Raw genomic sequence first — 16,899 nt, 5'->3', positions numbered from 1 at the left:
GGCGGGGCGGGACCAGCCACACGGCCAACGCCCACAGGCCGAGCCCGAGCCCTGCCCCCAACGCGAGTGCGGTCGCCACGGCCATCACCCCTGTTGCTCGGTGGGTTCCGCGGTGAGGAACCGGGCGGGTTCGTCTAGACGCGCGATGCGCGCCAACCACGCGAACCCGACGACGAACAAGGCGCCGATGCCGAGCAGGACGAGCTGCCCCGCCGCGGTGTCGTACGCGTCCAGGTAGTCGCGGTTGAGCAGCACGATCGCGACCGCGAAGGCGAGGGTGGTGCCGACGATGACCCGGATCGAGGTTCGGGCACGGGCGCGGCCTGCGCTCACGCGCATCCGCATCGCGGCGTGTTCGCGGGCGGCCTGCGCGAGCGAGCCGAGGACGTCGCCGAGGTGGCGGGCCGGCCGGTCGGCGGCCAGCACGAGCGCGGCGATGACGAGGTCCCCGACCGGGTCGCCCAGCTCGTCGGCGAGGCGACGCAGCGCCGGCGCCAGGCGCTCGCCGGCAGCGATCCGTGTAGCCAGGACGGTGAGGTCGTCGCGGATGGCCGCGGGCGCCAGGTGTGTGGTGGCGAGGACGGCCTGCTCCAGGCCGGCGGCGGCCGAGAGGGTGTCGCGCAGCATCTCCGTCCAGGTCGCGATCGCCTCCACCCGGGCGATCCGCCGGGCATGCTCACGGTCGGGGCCGAGCATCCTGGGCAGCGTCCAGCAGGCGAGGCCGGCCAGCGCCGCGCCGACGATCCACCCGGTGACCGCGCCGGTCACCACGCCGACCGCGACCGCCACGACGACGCGCCGAGCCCCGTGCCTTGTCGAACGGCGGGAGCGCGGTCGCGGCACACGGCCAGGTGTGCCGTACCAGCCGATACCAGCCAGCAGCAGGCCGACGCCGACGCCCGCTCCGAGCACGGCGGCGATGACGCTGCCGGTCGGGGCGGTCATCGCGGCCACCACCCCTCGGGCCGCTCCAGCACCGCCGGATCGAACCCGACGTCGACGAGGTCGGCCAACGTGGAGGCGCTCAACGCCCCGGCGACGGGACGAGCGCGACGGTCGTCCGGGCCGGGCCGGTAGACCTCGTTGGAGATCACCTGCGGCCCTTCCGCTCCCACGACTTCGCGGATCGAGGACAGCACGCGGTCGCCGTCGCGGGTGCGAGCCAGGTGCACGACGAAGTGCACCGCGCTGGCGACGAGCAGGTTCGTGGCCTCCAGCGGGAGCCGTTCGACGCTCTGGGCGGCGTAGGAGGCCAGCCTCGTGAACGCGATCGCGGAGCTGGAGGCGTGGAGGGTGGCCATCGAGCCGTCGTTGCCCTGGCTCATGGCGTTGCACATCGGGATAACTTCCGAGCCGCGGATCTCGCCGACGATGACCCTGTCCGGGCTCAACCGCAGCCCCAAACGCACCAGCTCGGCTTGAGAGATCTCGCCCGAGCCCTCAACGTTGGGATCACGGGACTGCAAGGCGGTGACGTCGGCGTGGAGGTCGGGATCGCGGTCCAGCGCGAGCTCGAAGGCATCCTCGACGGTCACCAAACGCTCCATCGGGTCCATCTCGGCGGCCAGCGCCCGCAGCAGGGTGGTCTTGCCCGCGCCGGTGCCACCGGTGATCAACAGGTTCTTCCTCGCGCGCACGAGCGCGCGCAAGAACTCCGTCAGGCCCGCGTCGAGCGTGCCGCGCTCACGCAGTTGGGGCAGGGTGACGGTGAGGTAGCCGTGGCGGCGGATCGACAGCGCGGTCACCCCGCCCGCGGTCACCCCCATCACCGCGCACAGCCGCGCCCCATCGGGCAACTGCACATTCACCGTCGGCGAGCCGTAGTCGAAACGCCGCTCCTGGCTGGAAGCGCGCGCGGCGAGCATCCGCACCAGCTCGGTCAACTCCTCGTTCGACGCCGCGATCGGCGCGACCTGCGCGCGGCGGCCGTCACGGTACTGAACGAACACCCGATCCCACCTGTTGGCGTTGATCGTCTCGATCGAGGGGTCATCCAGCAGCGGCTGCAAACCGCCCAATCCCAGGAGTTCGTCGAGTACCTGGTCGAGCACCCGCTGCTCGTCATCGCGCTCGACTAGCGTACGGCTGTCCATCAGCTCAGCCTCGGTGTGCGCGGTGACGACCTCGGCGAGGATCTCCCGCGCGATCTCCCGACGTACTCCCGCAGAGACGGGAACGCCGGAACTGCGCTGATACTCCTCCATCCGAGCGGGCAACGCTGCCCGCAAGTCCGCGCGCAGGCGGCTACGCAGCCGTGCCACGCCCGTGGTGTCCGGCAACGGAGTGCCGTCGTGCGGATCGGTCATGACGCTCGCCCTCCTCGGGACGGGATCTCCTCGTGCACCAGGTGGGGTGCGGGCCGCAGCCCGTTGACCGAGATCGCGGCGGCGGGCACGCCCGGGACGACATGCAGCCCAGGAACTGGCCGCTGCTCGGCTCTCCGCGGGATCGGGATCTCCTGCCGGGCAAGCAACGCCGAGGCGACTCTGCGGGCAGCGCCGCCCACCGCCGAGCGCTCCAGCACGCGCGCACCCGGCCGCAGCGCGGTGCGCCCACACAGCAGTGCCGCGCCGCGCGGATCGTCCGGCACGCGCCCCAGCGGCGCGACGCCGAGTTCGCGGGCGACCTCGGCGGGCGAAAAGCCGGGTCCGGCCAGCAGCAGTACGGGATGTGGCGTCCAGGCGCCGAGCACCGGCAGCCGGTAGACGAGGTGTGCGAGATCGGGCGCGTGCGCACGGGAGATAAGGATCAGGGCGTCCGCGCCGCGCGCGATCGCCGCCGCCGGAGAACCCGCGTCGATCCGACCGCAGTCGACGATCACCACCGTCTCCGAGGCGCTCGCGACCGCGCGCACAAGCCTGATCCCGGCGCCGGGCTCGGACGTCAAAGCCGACAGCGTGCTGCGGGCGCGGTCAGCGTCCGCCGGAGCGGCCACCACCGGTACCCCGAACGGCACCACCTGGGCGTGCTGCCACAGCAGCATCGGGTCGTCGGCGTGCCGCGCGGCGGCGGCCAGGCTCACCAGGCCCGGCGTCGCCGCCATCCCCATCCGAACACCGACATCGCCGCCGGAGTGGTCCGCTTCGATCAGCAGCGTCCTGGCCGGCGCTGGCCAGCACGCGGCCAAGGCGAGCGAGAACGTGGTCGCCCCGGGGGAGCCTTTCACCGACGTCACCGCGACCAGCATCACCGCTCACCGCCCGCGAGCAGCACGATCGCCACCTGCCCGGCGGGCACGGCGGCGACCTGCCGGGCGGCGGCCCTGCCCAACTGCACCGAGACCACCGTGCCCTGCTCCTGCGGCGACGAGGTCACGCTGACCACCACGGCTGGCCACACCGCGCTGGCCTCCGGCGTCGCGGGGCTCGTCTCCGCGACGTCGGTCCGGCCGGGCACACGCACCACCGAGACCTGCGCGCCCGCGGCCACCTCCACCGGGACCTGGCCGGCCTTGACCGCCACGGCGACGATCGCCTGCCCCGCCGGAACGACCGCTGGCCGCACCGACTCCGCCGTGAGCAGCGCACCGGCAGGCAGGCTCGCCGACACCGACTTGCCCACCACGCTGGAGGCATCCCGAGCATCCACAAAGGACACTCCCGGATCAACGGACATCGATACCTGACGCAGATCCTGCGGCGTCACCACCTGGCCGACCGACACCGGTCGAGCCCACGCCAGCACCAGCCGGCGGGTGTCGGCGGTCAGCGACACCACCAGGAAGCCCGTGGCGCAGCCGAGCACGAGCAGCACCCCGAGCACCAGGTGCGGGACGCTGCGCCGTCGAAGCCCGGTGGCGGGCTTGATTCCGCTCGCCGCCCAGGTGCCGTCGCTGGCCGTGATGTTCGTATTCACGCTGCCTCCAGGCATGGGGGTACTACGCCGCGTCGCCGGTCATGCGGTGAGCGGATGAGGATCGTGCGGAGTGTGTTGGGAGAGAAGGGAAAAACTAGCCGCTGGTGTTCAAGGCGTGCGATTCCGCGACGCGGAAACTCGTGTTCGCCGTGGTCGTCAGATCAGGGAAGGTCCCGGCCTGCCCGGCGCCGGACCAGGTGACCGTCCACCGCACAGTCGCGGTCACGGCGAACGCCTTACTCGGTTGGTTCGCCGAGGCGGTGCGGTAGATGTGGCCGCAGTCCGGTGAGGCCGCCTTCGGGTCGCTGCCCGCGCGAAACGGTGTGCCGCCGCCGGTGCAGGTGATCGTGGTGCCATCCCCCATCGCCCACGACACCGACATCGGCTTCGCCACCGCGGTCACCGCCACCCCCGGCACTTCCGCAGTCGCTGACACGGAGCCCCAGCCGCTGGACAACCACAGCCAACTCGGCAGGTGCACCAGGTGCTGCCCAGCGGGGCTTGCCGCGATGGTCGGCGTCGGGAGCCGCAGCTGCTGCCGCGCCTGAGCCGCAACCTCCGCAGGCGACGGACGACGGACCGCATCCGGTTGCGCGCCGTCAGGAATCCACACCGGCGGCCTGTAGAACGCGTCGGCGAACCCGTTTCCCGTACACCGCCACACGTACCACGCGCCGCGCTGTCCCGACGGTGGCTGCGGTGCCGCTACGTGGCTGTGCGCCAGGACAGCCGCGCGCACCACGGCAACGGTGGAATCCTCGGTCGCCGGGCGGGTGAAGCCGATCGTCGTCGCGCCGGCGGCCGGCGGCTGGTAGGTGCTCTTCGTGTACGAGCACTGCGGCAGGTTCAGCCTCCCGGCGACCGAGTCGCCCCTACCGCTCGCATCACGGCGAGGCGCACTGCCCTTCGGCTGCGGCGAACCGCCGCGTGGGGAAGTGCCCTTCGTGCCTCCTCCGCTCTTGCCAGCGCCGAGGTCGCACGCAGCGGTAGGGCTCTGGACACAGTCGACGCTGCCGTAGATATGGGCCCACGCGGGAAGTGCCGTCGCGAGCAGCGCCGTCACGGTGACGCCGCCAACGAGGAGCTTCCTGTTTCCTGTCAACATGATCCGACCTCCTGGACGCCAAAGTCCGTGACGCGCCATGCTCCGTCGGGTTGCTGCTGCACCGTGGCGTTGATCAAATGGTGGCCCCCCGGGCTGTCACCGGCGGGCTGGCCGTCGGAGCGGAGCTTCGTCGTGTTGGTGGAGTCGCTGCAATCGCGCACGATCACCGTGGTCGGGTTCGATTGAGTGTCCACTGAGGACACTTCGGCGTTGTGTGTCGGAGCGCCCTTGCTGATCAGCCCGTTGTAGTGATCCGCGTACAGGCCACGGGAAAGCGTGGACAGCGCCGTGCCCGTCGCGTGCCGGCCCAGCGTCGGCGACTGCCAGTCCGCCGTCGCCGCCGCGGCGACGAAGTCCCTCCACATCCCCAGATACGCGGCGACGCTGGCGGCCTTCGCGGCATCCTCCGGGGAGGACCGGGTCGTGGGAGCGGCGGACTGGGGTGGCGCGGTCGGCGCTCGACTGGGCGCCGAGGGACTTGGCGTGCCGGAGTTGCACGCGGCGAGGGCCAGCAGTGCGACTGCCACGGCGCCCGCCGTCGACCACCTGCGCGCCGTTCTGTGCGATTCCGTGATCACCATTCACCCCTGGGCCATCAAGACGTTCTCTCCGATAAAGGACAGGATCTAGGTCTACACCGTCACCCCGTACTGACCGCAAAGTGCGTATGCGCTAACTCCGGGGTCAGAATGGGGTTATCGCCTCGAATTTCATTCGTTCGGCTTATGGGCATCTGCGTGCTCGGGTTGTGTCGAGCAATACTGGCGGCGAGGGCGAGGTGGTTTCCCATGTCGGTGTTCATCGCAGCGTGGGCGGGTGCCGGCCTCGCCGTCGGAGCGGCCGTATCGGTGCTGTACCGGCGGGTGCTCGACGTCGGCTCAATCGGATCAACGACACGGTGCTTCGCGGTCCTGGTGACAGGCGCCGCCTTCGGTTCCCTGGCGGGCCGCTACGGCACCCAGATCGAGCTGCTGCCCTACAGCGGCCTCGCCGCGCTCGGCGTCGTCCTCGCCGTCGTCGACCTCATCGAGCAGCGCTTGCCCCAGCAGCTCACCTACAGCTGCGGCATCCTCGTCGGCGGGCTGCTGGCGAGCGTCGCGGCGATGCACTCCCGCGAGTCCGAGCTGCTCCGCGCGCTGATTGGGATGGCGTTGCTGGCGGGCTTCTACCTCGTCCTCGCGCTCATCTCGGCAGGAGGCATCGGGGCTGGCGATGTGAAGTTCGGCGGCGTGCTCAGTCTAGCGACAGCGTGGCAGGGCTGGTCGACGCTGTTCGTCAGCACGCTGCTCGGGTTGGTCCTGGCCGCACTCGCGTCGCTGCTGCCGCCGCTGCGCCAGCATTGGCGGCGACACGACGGCGTCGCAGTTCCCTTCGGGCCGTTTCAGCTCGCCGGGGCGCTGCTGGCTTTGCACGTCACTGGCAGCTGATCCACGTCACCTCGGGGTTCCCCTGGGACCGTGCCAGGTTTGGTGGTGCACGGTTCTCTCGGAATGGTCGACGGCCCCGGCGCTTACCCGAGGGGGGAGGGGTAAGACCGGGGCCGCCTGGCACGTGTCAGGGGGGAGGACACGCGGTGCAGCAAACATAAACACCGCCGCCCAGGAAAACCTACACAACAGGACCGGGGTCACCCATTCGGGCAAGAATCCCCTTTCTGACTTCTTGGTTAGCACATCTTGACGTTGACATCAGTGGCGTGTGGCGCGATAGGAAGTAAACACGTTGACGAACACCGTCGACGCTCTTCACTTCCCGGAACTCGACCGTGCCAATGGAGGCCGCTGTGAAATCAACAACGAGCGCACAACGTGACGAATCCTGGTCGCTCGACCCGATGCGAGAACGAAAGCCGCAGAGTCGAGCCGCGATGATGCGCATGGCCGCCATGCTCGTCGTCGTTACCGGCGCGCTTTCCGTTCCTATTGCGACCTCGGCTACCGCCAACGCGGCGTCGGCCCCCGGATACCGCCTCGTTCACGAACACCGCCAGGGCGGTGCGCTTCTCAAGGTATGGCGCGGCGCTAATGGCGCAACCCACGCCGACCTCATCGCGGCCAAAGACGATACGTGGATCTACCTGCACGACTGCAACAGTGGGCGCGTGTTGGCCCGAGAGGTCCAGTGGTACGGCATCGGTCGCAAGGACATCCGCGTGGGACCGGTCACGGGCGCCGCGAAGGTGCGCATCACCGGTCCCGAAGGCAATTACGAACCGCGAGTGTGCTTCCTGTAGCCGATTTTGCCGCGTGCTTATCGCTCAACGATCCCAGGGGCCCCGAATGCGCCTTCAGTAGCCAAGAGAGGGCTCCAGGGGAAGATTGAAGGAATCTCGAAATGGTCAGATCCACGACTGGGTCAACAAGGCTACGAAGAGGGCTGGCTAGAGGCATCGCAGCTTTGTTCATGGTCGCCGCTACCTTGCTTGCCGACGGCGGTCTCGCGACGTCCTCACCTGTTGAGGCAAGGGCGAGTCGGCCATGTGGATTCTCGGTAGACAATCATATTGGCTTCTATCGAAATTGTACAGATTATCCGGTTCGACTCAAGCTGGAATATTACGGGGAAGAGTACACCTATAAGTGTGTCGACGGCTGGCAGACGCGCAAGCTCGGTTTTGTCGGCGTTGACTGGGGAATGCTTTACGACTTGTGGGTTCTTGGTCGCTGTTGGGGTTGAAGTGCCTCGTTCGCTTGATTCAATGGCGTGCTGTGGGCGGCCTCTCTCCGGAGAGGCCGCCTCGTCGAAATTCTCACGTCACCAACGTCGGCCCATGTGGCACTGTTCTTCCAGGCGTTGAAGAACCGCAGCATCGTCGCCGGCCGTGCAATCGTGCTTTTCCAGTGCGGCGTCGGCCGCTTCGTGGCTTGCGAAGTGGCCCGCCCATCCGCAGTAACAAATGGCTCGAACAGCGGAGTTTGCCGCCGGCTGCGTGTCAGCGTCGCTCGCTGTCCAGTGCGTAGTGAACTCCGACATAGCCGACCTACTTCCTTTGGTGTCAGCACCGAGTCGAGCCCTCTTAGCTGGCCGCGACAACGGGGAACTTCTATGAACATCCGAAGGCAAGGAATGTTGGCGATGATCGGGCTCGTAGTGCTGGCCGGATGCACCTCCCCAGATCAGCACCCTGCCTCCTCGTCAGCCCGTCCACCGGAGACAACGATCACGAGAGAGCTGGCACCACTGCGACCAGGCCCGGCGCTGCCGACATCTCTGTCGGCAGCTACAGAAGACGCCGTGCACGACGCGCTCGCCAGCTACACGTTGCTGTGGCAGGACTACGCGATGGCGGCGGCGACCTCCGACCACGGCACCTCGACCCTGTCCCGCCACGCCAGCGACCAAGCACTGCGTGAGATCCAGGGCTGGCTCTACCGCGACCGGATCGGCGGGTTCATCACCCTCGGACGACCCGCTCCCACACCGCGTGTCCTCGCCGTCCGCGTACCCGAGATGCCGGTCGAGGTGTTGCTTGTCGACTGCTTCGACGCCGCGCTGTGGCCGAAGTACCGGATGGCGGGTGGACGCTCCGACAAGCCCTCGGCAGGCCGTCAGCATGTGGACGCGGTGGTCAGGCTCGACCGCGGCAAGTGGCTCGTGACCGGCCTGACCCTCGCATCCTCTGGCACCTGCTAGGCCCGTCGTGCCCAGTCACCGATCGGTCCGAGCGCGGCGATCAAGGACTTCCCCTCGTCGGTGAGCTGGTACGTCACCACTCGCGAAAATGCCCCCGGCCGCTCGACCCTCGCGACCAAGCCGTTGATCTCCATGCGCTCCAGTGTCCGGACGAGCACCGCGTCGTGCAGCACGCGTCCGCCCCTCCGCTTCTCGTTGTCGCGCATAGTGGTTGCGAGTTCGGTGAAGCGGTGTGGCCGGCCATCCGCCAAGGCCGCCAGCACCGCTGGAACCCACTCTCCCCGTAGTTTGTGAGCCGCGTCGGTCACGCCACTCCAGAAATCTCCTGCCATTGCTCATCCCTCCCCGTTGAGCTCAAGTTTTCGTGGGTCAGATCCCGCATCTGGTCCACGAACTTGGTGCTCTGTCCGCCGTGTGCAGAGGTAACGCGCTCTGCGACGGCGCCCCGAAATCCGAACGTGCTCGTTCCTTCCCGTGAACTCGATGCCCCGTGCAGATCCCGCATCTGACACGGAGCGCGGCACAGAGCGCTCGTCGCCGGTGCTCGCTGGGCACCGACATTTGCTTGTACTCAGTTGAAGGTCGAGAGCGATCCGTCGCCGTTTGAGTCTATTTATGCAGGGTAAGCCGCTGTGGGGCTTGGCGCAGTCCTTGGATGGGAATGAACCTGATTGGGGCATAGGCATCAACTGAGTACAAGCGGACGATCGAAGGTGGTACGGGCGGGGGTGTGATCATCAGCGCGAGATCGTTCAGAGAGCTGCTCGACGAGGTGTGCGAGGAGCGGCGCACGGCTGCGGGACGGAGCTTCTCCAACGTCGCGCTCGCGGAGCGGACCGGCTTCACGCACAGCTACATCGCCGCGCTGCGCCGAGGACGGACCAAGCCCTCCTACATCACCGTCATCGCGCTCGCGGAGGCCCTGGACGTCCACCCGAGATTCTTCGTCGGCGGGCCGCGTGAGCGTGTCCCCGCCGCGAGTCTGCCTCGGAGGCCGTTCGCGGAGAAGCTCAACGTGTTGTTCGCGCTCGTGCATCCGCCTGGACGGCCGGAGATGACCACGGACGCCATTGTTACGCGCGTCCGCGACCGGGGGCGGGAGCTCGACGATCCACTGTGGACGATCTCACCGAGCACGGTCGTCGACCTCCGCAGCGGCAAGACGACGAACCCGCCCATGAGGCACGTCGTCGCGCTGGCAGAGGCATTCGGCACGGAGCCCCGCTACTTCTTCGACGATGCCTTCGCCGCCGAACTCGAAGAGCAGCTGGCACGGCACCACACGCTAAACCAGCTCGGCGTCAACGCACTCATCCTCCGTGCTGCCGACCAGCCGCGCGAGATTCGCGATGACATCTTGAAGGCGCTGGTGAGTGCTCTGCGTCCTAGCTCGCAGGTCGAGATCGCCGTGCAGGCGGCTTTAGATCAACGTCCATCGAGCGCCGACCACGGTCAGGACGCGCTCGACGAGTGTGGCAAAGCCAGCGACGAGGACACGGCAGAGGAGACGAGATGAAGCGGCGGGAGGTGCGCGCACTCCGAGCCCGGCTCCTGGACGAGCTTCAGCACCTCGACCGAACCGCGCCCCCCGACGCGATGTGCGCGCACCTGTGCGACATCGTCTCGGCCTGGCTCGGCCGACGAATTCTGCTCCGCTTCGACGATCTCGGCCCACGCGGGCTCACCGGCTTGTGGGCCGTCACCAACGAAGGCACCTACCTCGTCATCGTGACGACCGTGGCGAGCTGGACCCAGCGCGTCCACATCCTGCTGCACGAGCTTTCGCACATGCTCTGCGATCATCAACCCCCTGAGGCGGAAAGCGACCTCGCCCAGGAGTTGTTCTACCCCGACATCTCGCCGAGCATGCTCCAACTCCTCGCGGGCCGATCACCCTCGCCTCACCGCGACGAGCTCGAAGCCGAGCATCTGGCGGGCGTGCTGCTCAGAACCGTTCTCGACTGGGCTCGCGAACCGGCGGCGCCGGAATCGCCCGCAGGTAGGGCGGACGCCGCCACACGCGTCTGGTTCTCCATGGGCGGACCGTCGTCACGGCAGGCGGAGTAGCCATGCCGATCTGGGCGATTTTCGCGTGTGCCACCGTCGCTTTGGTTCTCTACAAGGTGTCGGTGTGGCGCTCCGCGCCCGCCGAGGTCCGCCCGTCCATCATCCCAGTCTGCACCGGCGGCATGGCCGTCGCCGCCGCGTCCATCCTCGTACCGCCCTCGGTCGGCGCCGCGGTCAACAACGCGCTCGGCATCCCGAGTTTCGCGGCGCTGCTGATGCACGTGCTCACGCTGATGTGGGCAGGCTCGGCACACGCCATGCTCGTGTACTGGCGCCACGACCGAGCACGAGCCTGGCGCACCACCCGCTGGGCCATGGCGTTCTACGCCACCGTAGTCGCCGCCGAGACGATCCTGTTTTTCCTTGGGGCTCCTGAGGAAAACCACGACGACTTCACCGTCACCTACGCCAGCGCGCCGTGGCTGAGCGCGATGCTCGCCATCCACTACCTCGCGTACTCGGTCACCATGGGCGGCGTGGTGCTCCAGTGCTGGCGCTGGTCCCTCGACGACGGAACCCTCGACCGGCCGTGGCTTCGGCGAGGACTGCGCACGACCTCGTTCGGACTGGCCTTCTCCTGCACGGGCAGCATCCTCATCCTCGTCGCGCTCATCGGCCGCTGGAGCGGCGCCTCGTGGAGCACGCCCGCGATCCTCGTCGGCCAGGAGTGCTCCACGGTGGCCCTGCCGCTTGTCATCGTCGGCATGACGATCTCCGCGTGGGGGCCACGCATCTCCCTTGCACTCCAAGGGATTCAGCGCGCCTACGACGACACGCGCGACTACCGACGGCTGAAGCCGTTGTGGACGACGCTGAACAGCGCCGGGCTACCCCGTATCCACCGAAGCCGTGGGCTTGCCGACTGGGCGCCAGGCTCGCGCCTGCTGTGGAGGATCGTGGAGATCAACGACTGGCACCACCGCCTCCGCCCCCACGCCATCGACCGCGAGCACGCCGACCACGAGGCCGCGATGATTCTGGACGCGATCGACGCCTACGAGCGGGGAGAAGTGCCCCGCATCCCCGAGGCTGCCGACGACGCCCGAGTTTCCGGACGGACCGCGCACGTCATCGTCGACGAGCGCTCCTGGCTCCTCCTCGTCTCTCAAGCACTGCACGATCGCACCAGAACGTCGTCGCGCCGACCTGAGAAGTTCCTGCACACCAACGCTTCTACCGATGTTCACGGAGGATTGACTTCATGACGATGCGCCACGCACTGGTGCTCGGCGGCGGCTTCGCCGGGACGCTGGCTGCGATCGTGCTCGCACACCACGCCGACACTGTCATGGTCGTCGATCGCGACCGCCTCGACGACGCCGAGGCGCCCCGCAGGGGCATCCCGCACGGTCGCCACACCCACGTCCTCGTCTCCGGCGGTGCCCGAGCCCTCGATAAACTCCTCCCCGGCATCACCGATCACCTGTTTTCTCTTGGCGCACAACGAATCGGTCTCCCCGGCCGCTACATGGCCACCGCAGCGGGTGGCGGTTGGTTCCCTCGTCACGAGGGCCGGCAGTTCATCATCGGGTGCAGTCGAGCGCTGCTGGAAGCCACTGTCCGCGAGCGCCTGCTCGACCACAACAACATCACCTTCGTCAGCTCCGCTGACGTTGTCGGCCTCACCGGTGATCCCGCGCGCGTCACCGGCGCGCGCATCCGCGACCGCGCAACGCGGACTGAGCGAACCATCGAGGCGGACCTCGTCATCGACAGCACCGGGCGGAGTTCCCGCGCGCCGCAGTGGCTCGTCGAACTCGGCCTGCCCGAGGTGGAGGAGGACGTGGTCGACCCGCAGATCTTCTACGTCACCCGGCGCTACCGCGCCCCCGACGGCGCGCACAACCTGCCCGCGATCAACATCATGGCCGACCCCACGCGCACCGACCGCGTCCGCGGCTCAGGACTTCTGCTCCCCATCGAGAACGGCACCTGGAGCGTCACCCTCTCCGGCACCGTCGGCGGACACCCACCGGTTGAGGAAGCCGGCTTCCACGACTTCGCAGCAGGGCTCCCGTATCCGACGATCGCCGAACTCCTCGACCTGGCCGAGCCGCTCGGTTCTCCTTTCGGGTTCAAAGCCGACGCGAACCGGCGCAAGCACTTCGACAAGCTCGTTCCGCCCGGCTTCCTCGTCCTGGGCGACGCCGCGGCCACCTTCAACCCCGTCTACGGCCACGGCCTGACCGTCGCCGCCCGTGGCGCGGTCGCCCTGCGCGACGGGCTCGCGCGCGCAAGAGCCGAGGCGTCCCAGGACATCCAGCGCGCGATCGCCCGCGCGTCGCAGGACGCGTGGATGATGGCCACCAGCCAGGACTTCCGATTCCCGCAAACCCTCGGCCCAAGGCCAGAATCCCGCGACGGGCTCGCACAGCGCTTTCAGGAGCGGCTCGGTCGTTCGGCAATGAGCCGCCCCGCCATCGCCGACGCCCAAATGGCCATCTTCACCCTGTCCACATCACCAGCAGAGGCCCTCATGCGCCCGAGCGTTCTCCTCAGCGCCCTTCGAGGCCCAGACCCTGCGGTGAAGCCGCTCTCCGAACCACCATTCACCCCGGATGAGCGAGAAGTCCTCGCGCAGTGCCGATGAACCACCCGCATTGAGCACCAACTGAGAGCCCAGCGAATACGTTCGGGTAGACATAGGTCCCGGTCGTCGAAGGGAGTGCTGTGGTCTCGGGCGAGCGGGTCACAGGATGTGCGCGGGCTGCCAGGTGATCACCGTCGGCTGAGCACCGGTGCGAAGGTACTCGGCGATCGCGGCGTGAGCGAGGTCGCGGGGCAGGACAGCGTTGGTGGGAAAGAACTCCTGCGCCTCGGCGTCGTAGATGATCTCGGGTGCGTCCGGGAGCGGTGGTGCGCTCAGCGACTGCGCCACAACCTCTCGGGGCGTTCTGGCGCAGTAGTGCAGCGCGGCGTGGTGGCCGTCGCGGGTGGTGCCGACACCCAGTTGGTGTCCGGGGTAATGCCCGCCGTGTCCGTCCTCGTCGGGGCTGGAGCAGCGTTGGTCGGAGAGGTAGAACAGGCTGCGGTTCGGCCAATGTCGCCCGCTGAGTGCCAACTCGATCAACGTGGTGATGGCGGCGGGCGCGGTGGCGTAGCGGAAGCGCTGGGACAGGAGCGCGCTGACGATCACTGGTTGGCCTTTCCGTGGAAGACGCGGGGGCTGGCGGCCTCGGTCGTCCACACCAGCAGGGTGCAGCCGCGAGGGAGGATAGCGGGGATGGCCTGCCTGCATCCGTAGATCCCGTCGCAGACCTCGCTGGTGTTAAGGACGAGGGTGGCGAAGGTGATTCCCTTGTGCCGCATCAGGGTCGCGGTCTTGGTTTCGACGTGAGCAGCAGCGGCTACCGGCAGGCCCGCGATTGGTCGCGGAAACTGCCCGGAGTTCGCGAGCTGCGTCCTGGCCGCGGCGATGAGTTCGCGGTCACCGGGGCCGCTGACGAGGGTGAGGTCGCTGCCGTCGCTGAAGCAGACCCGGCCGGTCTGCGGCTCGGTGCCGGTGGGGCGTAGGGGAAGCGTGTCCTGCTCCCACCGAGCCCACGCCGGGTCGAGGGTGCGTGCCAACGTCGGCGGCGGCACGAGCTCGGACCGAGGCACCCACACCGTCTCCGGCGGTGGCGCGGGGCGACGCGTGCTCGCCACGGGGCCCGCTGTCTCGACGAGGCCGTAGACGTCGATGATGTAGTCGGTGATCTTCTCCGTGGCCATCGTGAACTGATCGGCGGCGTCGGTGAAGCCGTGCATCGTGGCGTCGAGGAGCCCGAGTGCGTCGCTGAGGCCGACGTTGGTGGTGCTGCGGCTGAGCTGCCCGAGCGGCTGCCACACCTGTTCACGGATGGCCTCCGCGAACGCGTGCAGTTCGGCGGGGGCGAGGTCGTCGCGGGCATGCCGAAGCCGTGCGATGACCTCGGCGAGAGGAGAGGGCATGCCGGTCACATCCTCGCCGCGACGTCGCGCAGCAGCTGGGCGACGCGGCGCAGACCGGCCACGGCTTGGTCCAGAGCGGCGACGCCGACGGCGATGTGGGCGCGTGCGGTGTAGGCGGCGTCGTGGGTCGAGCCCACCCACACGTGGGCCACCGTCACTTCCGTCTGGTGCCGGGCACGATGGAGTGCTGCGGCCTCGCCGGCTCGGAGGTCCAGGCGTTGGGCGAGCAAACGCAGCGTCTCGGAGACATCCCGCACCGAGGAGTGGTACTCGCTCACCGCACGCACCTCGCCTCTTCGGAAGGCGATCCCAGCTGCGATGCTTTGGGGGACAACGGAAGTGAGCTAGGAGGAGCTTCCGTGCCCTGCGCGGCCTGGGGCTGCGGAGCCTGCTTGTTGTTGATGAGCAAGACGAACTCCTCGCGTTGAGCTGAGGGGCCGAAACGAACGGAGTGCCCAGCGCGCAGCACGGAGTGCAGGTGCAGCCCGTCGCGCAGAAGGAACTCGGCGGCGTAGTGGCGCTCCGGCAGCGCGTACTGCTGCACCGACGAGTCCGAGGCGCGGGTGCACCGCGCGCGGAGGCGGGGAGCGAGATCGGCCGCAGCGTCGTGGATGCTGGCCCGCGTGGCGAGGGTGAGGTTGATGGTCAGCACTGAGCCCCATTCGCAGACCGGGGGCAGGGCAGCGGGGGCAGGCCAGGCAGGTCCGCCTCGCGCACCGCGTGGATCTCGCGGCCGAGTTCGACCACGATGCGCACCGCTTCGGCGTAGGAGGGCTCGCCCAGCGCTTCGAGGCGGGCGCGGGTGGAGTCGGTGAGCACAAGGCTGGTCGACACCGGCGTCGGCGTCGTGAGATCCAGCGGTGCCGAGACGCCCTCCACCGCGATCGGGCACGGCGCGGTCATCGCCGCCTCCCTGGACCCGGGAGCTCCGCGAACACGCTGAAGGTGGCTGCGACCGCTTGTAGCCCACCGAGTTCCTCTGTGGACGGGATGGGCCTTTGGTGGACTGTCCTCTGAAGAGTGTCGGCGTTCGACGTGGTGGTGCGCGCGGGGGCGAGGGTGCTGCGCTGCCCTGCGGGCACGGTGAGATAGCCGGAGAACGCTGCGGCCAAGACCAGCAGTCCGGTGACGCGGCGACGACGCGCGCGTTCAGGGAGGGCGATGTCCTTGTCGTGGTGGGGCATGGGGTCTCCGTGAGGTGGGGAGTCGACGTGATTGGTCTCGGCTCGGTGATGTCGTGTGCGCGTGCCGAACGCGGGAAGGGCGGCGAATGCTTGGTGCCGCACGCAGCGGCGCCGAGCGGTCAGGTCGACAGCGGAGTCGTGGGCGAGCGGGCCTTGTGGTTCCGGGGTGGCGGCCATGCGTCACCGACCTGTTCAGCGGGCAGGCGGCGCGGGCCGCGCAAGCCCGTCGTTGACTTTGGCCAACACGGTCGCGAAGAACGGCTTCGCGGTGAACGCGGGGTCGTGCCGCGAGCCTTTCCAGGCCGTGTGCAGCTCCTGCATCGCCGTCTCGGTTCGCAGCACGCCCGCACCGGCCTTTTCTTGTGCGCTCGCTGCGGAGGTCAGTAGTCCGAGCCGGTTCCTGCCTCCGAACCGCGGTCCACCACGCATCCGCGGTGCCACAGCTCGTAGACACGTTGCAGCTCGACGATCAGCCGACGGACCTCCTCCGGTGTCGCATCGAAGGAGATGCTGGGCACCAGTACGTGCAGTTCGTGATTGTCGATAAAGTGCAGTCCCATGCGACTTCTTCCTATGTGAAAGCGGAAAGCTCGATTGGTGTGCGGCGCACGGTGGTTATGTCATCGCGCTGGAGGTGGCCCAGATGACGCCGCTTCGCGCGTGAGCGGTGCAGTAGCGGCGGACATTCGAACCCCGAGACCGTGTCCGCGTTCCGAGATGTAAAAACAGGTGCTGGTGCTTCGTGGCGAGTGCCCGATAATCGGGCCGGTATCCATTCGCCTGAATCCCGATCTTCCCGATCACTTCCAGGGTCGTCGTGTCGTCCGTGAGCACGGCCTGTGCCTGGCGAGGGTCGATCACCTGGGGCTTCCAGGTGAAGTCGCGAAGTTCCAGGAGGTCGGCCAGCTGACGGAATCCGGCCTCGCCTTCCGGGCGGAACGGGCTCATCAGCCAGTGGACCGCGGTCCTGGTTTTCCATGATTCGTTCTGGCCGTGCTGTGTCACGAGCCGACACGCACTCGTATACGCGTCGAGAATGATCTCCTTCTCCAGGGAGTCAAGCTCGATCACATCGGGCAGGTGCAAATCCACTGCGGCTTCTCCTTGGAATGTAGAAAAGTGTGT

At 68.3% G+C, this 16,899-nt stretch carries 22 protein-coding genes; 7 read left to right on the top strand and 15 right to left on the bottom strand.

The genetic code is table 11. The features are described 5' to 3' along the window. Nucleotides 1-84: 84 nt before the first annotated feature. The 6 genes from CCN37_RS09065 to CCN37_RS09040 form a co-directional block, all read right to left on the bottom strand. Nucleotides 85-945: a type II secretion system F family protein gene (locus CCN37_RS09065; protein WP_086820248.1), complete on the bottom strand. Its 861-nt coding sequence runs from the start codon at nucleotides 943-945 to the stop codon at nucleotides 85-87. Further along, a complete protein-coding gene (locus tag CCN37_RS09060; RefSeq protein ID WP_086820238.1) occupies nucleotides 942-2,306 on the bottom strand; it encodes a CpaF family protein in 1,365 nt (454 codons plus the stop codon). The genes CCN37_RS09065 and CCN37_RS09060 overlap by 4 nt, the downstream gene beginning before the upstream one ends. Then, nucleotides 2,303-3,175, bottom strand: a complete 873-nt coding sequence (locus CCN37_RS09055; protein WP_246842906.1) for a chromosome partitioning protein — start codon at nucleotides 3,173-3,175, stop codon at nucleotides 2,303-2,305. The genes CCN37_RS09060 and CCN37_RS09055 overlap by 4 nt, the downstream gene beginning before the upstream one ends. Before the next feature lie 11 nt (nucleotides 3,176-3,186). After that, nucleotides 3,187-3,855, bottom strand: coding sequence for an SAF domain-containing protein (locus CCN37_RS09050; protein ID WP_246842905.1), 669 nt, complete (start codon nucleotides 3,853-3,855; stop codon nucleotides 3,187-3,189). Between the two features lie 94 nt (nucleotides 3,856-3,949). After that, the gene (locus CCN37_RS09045; protein WP_086820235.1) at nucleotides 3,950-4,960 is read right to left on the bottom strand and encodes a hypothetical protein; all 1,011 of its coding nucleotides are present in this window, start codon (nucleotides 4,958-4,960) and stop codon (nucleotides 3,950-3,952) included. Continuing rightward, complete coding sequence (locus CCN37_RS09040; RefSeq protein ID WP_086820247.1) at nucleotides 4,954-5,487, bottom strand: hypothetical protein; 534 nt, start codon at nucleotides 5,485-5,487, stop codon at nucleotides 4,954-4,956. The genes CCN37_RS09045 and CCN37_RS09040 overlap by 7 nt, the downstream gene beginning before the upstream one ends. Before the next feature lie 261 nt (nucleotides 5,488-5,748). Between CCN37_RS09040 and CCN37_RS09035 the strand changes: the two genes are divergently transcribed. From CCN37_RS09035 to CCN37_RS09025, 3 genes are all read left to right on the top strand, one after another. Then, nucleotides 5,749-6,387 (top strand): A24 family peptidase, encoded by a 639-nt coding sequence (locus CCN37_RS09035; RefSeq protein WP_086820234.1) that lies wholly within the window; start codon nucleotides 5,749-5,751, stop codon nucleotides 6,385-6,387. Nucleotides 6,388-6,743: 356 nt separating this feature from the next. Next, complete coding sequence (locus tag CCN37_RS09030) at nucleotides 6,744-7,193, top strand: hypothetical protein (RefSeq protein ID WP_143261514.1); 450 nt, start codon at nucleotides 6,744-6,746, stop codon at nucleotides 7,191-7,193. A 1,001-nt stretch (nucleotides 7,194-8,194) separates the two neighbouring features. Next, nucleotides 8,195-8,593: a hypothetical protein gene (locus CCN37_RS09025; RefSeq protein WP_086820232.1), complete on the top strand. Its 399-nt coding sequence runs from the start codon at nucleotides 8,195-8,197 to the stop codon at nucleotides 8,591-8,593. On the opposite strand, the gene CCN37_RS09020 is transcribed toward CCN37_RS09025, so the two are convergent. Next, complete coding sequence (locus CCN37_RS09020) at nucleotides 8,590-8,925, bottom strand: helix-turn-helix domain-containing protein (protein ID WP_086820231.1); 336 nt, start codon at nucleotides 8,923-8,925, stop codon at nucleotides 8,590-8,592. The genes CCN37_RS09025 and CCN37_RS09020 overlap by 4 nt on opposite strands. A gap of 398 nt (nucleotides 8,926-9,323) precedes the next feature. Between CCN37_RS09020 and CCN37_RS09015 the strand changes: the two genes are divergently transcribed. The 4 genes from CCN37_RS09015 to CCN37_RS09000 are packed head-to-tail and all read left to right on the top strand — an operon-like array spanning nucleotide 9,324 to nucleotide 13,250. Further along, complete coding sequence (locus CCN37_RS09015; protein WP_168200589.1) at nucleotides 9,324-10,109, top strand: helix-turn-helix domain-containing protein; 786 nt, start codon at nucleotides 9,324-9,326, stop codon at nucleotides 10,107-10,109. After that, nucleotides 10,106-10,660, top strand: a complete 555-nt coding sequence (locus CCN37_RS09010) for a hypothetical protein (protein ID WP_086820229.1) — start codon at nucleotides 10,106-10,108, stop codon at nucleotides 10,658-10,660. The genes CCN37_RS09015 and CCN37_RS09010 overlap by 4 nt, the downstream gene beginning before the upstream one ends. Nucleotides 10,661-10,662: 2 nt before the next feature. Then, on the top strand, nucleotides 10,663-11,865 hold the full coding sequence (locus CCN37_RS09005; RefSeq protein ID WP_086820228.1) for an MAB_1171c family putative transporter: 1,203 nt from the start codon (nucleotides 10,663-10,665) through the stop codon (nucleotides 11,863-11,865). Further along, on the top strand, nucleotides 11,862-13,250 hold the full coding sequence (locus CCN37_RS09000) for an NAD(P)/FAD-dependent oxidoreductase (RefSeq protein WP_086820227.1): 1,389 nt from the start codon (nucleotides 11,862-11,864) through the stop codon (nucleotides 13,248-13,250). Before CCN37_RS09005 ends, CCN37_RS09000 begins: the two co-directional genes overlap by 4 nt. Nucleotides 13,251-13,349: 99 nt before the next feature. Here the strand turns inward: CCN37_RS09000 and CCN37_RS08995 are convergent, their stop codons facing one another. The 8 genes from CCN37_RS08995 to CCN37_RS08965 all read right to left on the bottom strand — a co-directional run bounded on the left by CCN37_RS08995 (nucleotide 13,350) and on the right by CCN37_RS08965 (nucleotide 16,866). Next, the gene (locus CCN37_RS08995; RefSeq protein ID WP_168200588.1) at nucleotides 13,350-13,796 is read right to left on the bottom strand and encodes an Imm1 family immunity protein; all 447 of its coding nucleotides are present in this window, start codon (nucleotides 13,794-13,796) and stop codon (nucleotides 13,350-13,352) included. Further along, the gene (locus tag CCN37_RS08990; RefSeq protein ID WP_143261513.1) at nucleotides 13,793-14,590 is read right to left on the bottom strand and encodes a DddA-like double-stranded DNA deaminase toxin; all 798 of its coding nucleotides are present in this window, start codon (nucleotides 14,588-14,590) and stop codon (nucleotides 13,793-13,795) included. The genes CCN37_RS08995 and CCN37_RS08990 overlap by 4 nt, the downstream gene beginning before the upstream one ends. 5 nt (nucleotides 14,591-14,595) lie before the next feature. Then, entirely contained in the window at nucleotides 14,596-14,868 is a 273-nt protein-coding gene (locus CCN37_RS08985) for a hypothetical protein (protein ID WP_086820224.1), read from the bottom strand. Further along, on the bottom strand, nucleotides 14,865-15,242 hold the full coding sequence (locus CCN37_RS08980; RefSeq protein WP_086820223.1) for a hypothetical protein: 378 nt from the start codon (nucleotides 15,240-15,242) through the stop codon (nucleotides 14,865-14,867). The genes CCN37_RS08985 and CCN37_RS08980 overlap by 4 nt, the downstream gene beginning before the upstream one ends. Beyond that, nucleotides 15,236-15,493, bottom strand: coding sequence for a hypothetical protein (locus CCN37_RS08975; RefSeq protein ID WP_086820222.1), 258 nt, complete (start codon nucleotides 15,491-15,493; stop codon nucleotides 15,236-15,238). The genes CCN37_RS08980 and CCN37_RS08975 overlap by 7 nt, the downstream gene beginning before the upstream one ends. Before the next feature lie 473 nt (nucleotides 15,494-15,966). After that, nucleotides 15,967-16,116 carry a hypothetical protein gene (locus CCN37_RS39710; protein ID WP_168200587.1) on the bottom strand — a complete coding sequence of 50 codons (150 nt, stop codon included), beginning with the start codon at nucleotides 16,114-16,116 and terminating at the stop codon, nucleotides 15,967-15,969. A gap of 38 nt (nucleotides 16,117-16,154) precedes the next feature. Next, the gene (locus CCN37_RS08970) at nucleotides 16,155-16,334 is read right to left on the bottom strand and encodes a hypothetical protein (protein WP_086820221.1); all 180 of its coding nucleotides are present in this window, start codon (nucleotides 16,332-16,334) and stop codon (nucleotides 16,155-16,157) included. A gap of 55 nt (nucleotides 16,335-16,389) precedes the next feature. Further along, nucleotides 16,390-16,866 (bottom strand): hypothetical protein, encoded by a 477-nt coding sequence (locus tag CCN37_RS08965; protein ID WP_086820220.1) that lies wholly within the window; start codon nucleotides 16,864-16,866, stop codon nucleotides 16,390-16,392. Nucleotides 16,867-16,899 lie beyond the last annotated feature (33 nt).

The organism is Allokutzneria sp. NRRL B-24872 (assembly GCF_002155965.1).
Lineage (GTDB): Bacteria > Actinomycetota > Actinomycetes > Mycobacteriales > Pseudonocardiaceae > Allokutzneria.
This window is presented reverse-complemented; position numbering and strand designations above follow the sequence as displayed.